A 3,303-nucleotide genomic window follows, 5' to 3' on the forward strand; every position below is an offset into this window, starting at 1 on the left:
GGGTTCAATGACACGGCGGCGGTGTATCCGCAGGAAGCGACGATCCACGGTCTGTTCGAGGCGCAGGCGGAGAAGACGCCGGATGCGGTGGCAGTAGTGTACGGGGAGCAGCAGCTGACCTACGCGGAGCTGAACGCGCGGGCGAACCAGCTGGCGTGGACGCTGCGCGGGCAAGGGGTGGGGCCGGAGCGTATCGTGGCCATCCTGATGGACCGCTCGGTGGAGATGATCGCCGGGATGCTCGGCATCCTGAAGGCCGGCGGTGCGTACTTGCCGATTGATCCGGCGCTGCCGGCCGAACGCATCCGGTACATGCTCGGGGACAGCGGCGCAGCGGTGCTGCTGATTCAGCCCGGCCTGGATTCACATGGATTTGAAGGCACAGTCATCGAATTTACGCCTGGAGAGCAAGCAGAGTATGATGCCAACCCGCAGCTAGAGCCGGATTCCCGGTGCTTGGCGTATGTGATCTATACCTCGGGAACCACAGGCAACCCCAAAGGAGTCATGATTGAGCATCGCTCGGTGGTTAACTTCATCACAGGAATGACGAGCGTGATTCCATTTACTCCGGCGATGTCAATTTTATTTGCGACCACGCTGTCATTCGACATCTCGGTGGTGGAGACGCTGCTAGCGTTGACGCAAGGCATGCGGGTCGTGGTAGCGAGCGAAGAACAGCAGAAGGACCCCCGGCAGCTTGCGGCACTGATTGAACGCCAGCGCATAGGCATGGTGCAGATGACGCCGTCACGACTGAAGATGCTGTTGTCTGCGGGCTGCGTGGCGTGGCTTGAAGGCGTAACGGAATTACTGGTCGGCGGGGAGGCATTGACGGACGACCTGCTGGCTGATCTGCAAAGCAAATCGAAGACTGCACTGTTCAATATGTACGGTCCGACGGAGACGACGATTTGGTCCGCTGTGCGGGAAGCGACTGCCGACCGGACAGTAACCGTCGGGGGGCCGGTCGCCAATACGCAGCTGTACATTGTAAATGACAGCAGCCAGTTGCAGCCGATAGGTGTCGCAGGTGAGATGTGTATCGCGGGAGACGGCTTGGCGAGGGGTTACCTTAACCGGCCGGAGCTGACAGCGGAGAAGTTCGTCGACAACCCGTTCGAGCCGGGGACGCGGATGTACCGGACCGGGGACTTGGCGAGATGGCTGCCGGACGGCAACGTGGAGTATCTTGGCCGGATCGACCACCAAGTGAAAATACGCGGCTACCGGATCGAGTGCGGGGAAATTGAGGCGAGGCTTCTGGCGCATACGCACATCCGTGAAGCGGTGGTCATGGCCCGCGAGGATGAACAAGGGCAGACGTACTTGTGCGCGTATCTCGTGAACGACGAAGCTGTTCCGGTGCCGGAGCTGCGGGCGCAACTGGCAACACAGCTGCCGGATTACATGATTCCGTCCTACTTTGTACAGCTGGAGAAGCTGCCGCTGACCGCTAACGGCAAGGTAGACCGCAAGGCGCTGCAGGCGCCGGACCGGGAGGCGCACACTGAAGGCTATGAAGCCCCGCGGGATGCGCTGGAAAGGCAATTGGCGGAGTTGTTCGCCGAGGTGCTGGGGGTTAAGGAAGTCGGCATCGGAGATTCGTTCTTCGAGCGTGGCGGCCACTCGCTAAAAGCGATGACGCTGGTGTCGCGCATACATCAGCGGCTGGCGGTGGAGCTGCCGCTGCGGGAGCTGTTCGCACGGCCGACGGTTAAGACGCTCGCGGACTATGTGCGCAGCACGGAAGAAAGCGGCTACGGCGAGATCGAGCCGGCAGTGGTACAAGCATCGTACCCGCTGTCGTCGGCGCAGCGGCGGCTGTATGTGCTGCATGAGGTGGAGCCGGAGAGTACGCGCTACAACATGCCGGGTGTCGTGGAGCTAACGGGACAGCTAGATGGAGATCGGCTGAAGCAAGCAATTCGTTCAGTCATCTCCCGTCACGAATCGCTGCGCACGTCGTTCATGTGGATCGACGGTGAACCCAGGCAGCATGTGCACGAAGACGTGGTATTAGAATGGGGATGCCAGGATACCGAGGAAGCGCATGCCCGGGAACTCGCCCGGAGCTTCATACAACCGTTCGCGCTGGATCAGGCGCCTCTGCTTCGGGCCGGGCTGCTGCGGCTGGCGGAAGAGCGCCACTGGCTGGTATGGGACATGCACCATATCGTCTCGGACGGCGTGTCGATGAATCTTCTGGTGTCGGACTTCATGGCGGCGTATGCCGGCCAGGAGCTGGCGCCGCTGCGGGTCCAGTACAAGGACTACGCGGTCTGGCAGCAGGGTACGCTCGGTGCGGAGCAGATGCAAGGGCATGAGGCATACTGGCTGTCGGTCTATGCGGAGGAAGCGCCGGTGCTGAAACTGCCGGCCGACCGGACACGTCCGGCGGTGTCAGGCAGCGAAGGCAGACAGGTATATACCGAAGTGGACGTCAAGACAGCAGAGGCTCTGAAACGAATTGCCGCCGAGACCGGAGCGACGCTGTACATGGTGCTGCTGGCGGCCTATAACGTGTGGCTGCACAAGTACACAGGGCAGAGTGACATCGTGGTCGGTACACCGGTGTCGGGGCGGACGCATGGTGATACGGAGCCGATGATAGGGGTGTTCGTGAACACGCTGGCGCTGCGCAATGCCCCGTCCCGGGACAAACGGTTTATGGACTTCGTGTGCGAAGTGAAGGAGCAGACGCTGGCGGCGTTCGAGCATCAGGACTATCCGTTCGAGGAACTGGTCGAGAAGCTGAACGTACGGCGCGATATGAGCCGCAACCCCTTGTTCGACACAATGCTGGTGCTGCAGAACATGGAGCAGGCGCGCTTTGGGCTGGCGGGAGTAGACGTTCGTCCGGTCGAACAGGATCATCAAACCACTAAATTTGACATTACGCTGAACGTTCAGGAGGGCAAGCAAGGACTTCAACTGCTGCTGGAATACAGCAGTGCACTGTTTGGCGAGGAGACGGCCCGGCGGTACCTGCAGCACTTTGTACAGCTCTTGTCCCAAATCGGGGAGCAGCCGGAAGCAAGGATAGAGGTGTATGAGCTCGTCACGCCAGATGAAAAGCAACTGCTGCTGCAAGGGTTCAATGACACGGCGGCGGTGTATCCGCAGGAAGCGACGATCCACGGTCTGTTCGAGGCGCAGGCGGAGAAGACGCCGGATGCGGTGGCAGTAGTGTACGGGGAGCAGCAGCTGACCTACGCGGAGCTGAACGCGCGGGCGAACCAGCTGGCGTGGACGCTGCGCGGGCAAGGGGTGGGGCCGGAGTGTATCGTGGCCATCCTGATG

The 3,303-nt window shown here is 61.1% G+C and carries 1 protein-coding gene; it reads left to right on the forward strand.

Annotated features, from left to right (window positions below):
• On the forward strand, positions 1-3,303 hold a 3,303-nt coding region (locus tag F1379_RS29400; RefSeq protein ID WP_150276035.1), incomplete at both ends, for a non-ribosomal peptide synthetase.

The sequence above is a fragment of the Paenibacillus tepidiphilus genome, from assembly GCF_008635795.1.
Taxonomy (GTDB): domain Bacteria; phylum Bacillota; class Bacilli; order Paenibacillales; family Paenibacillaceae; genus Paenibacillus_AQ; species Paenibacillus_AQ tepidiphilus.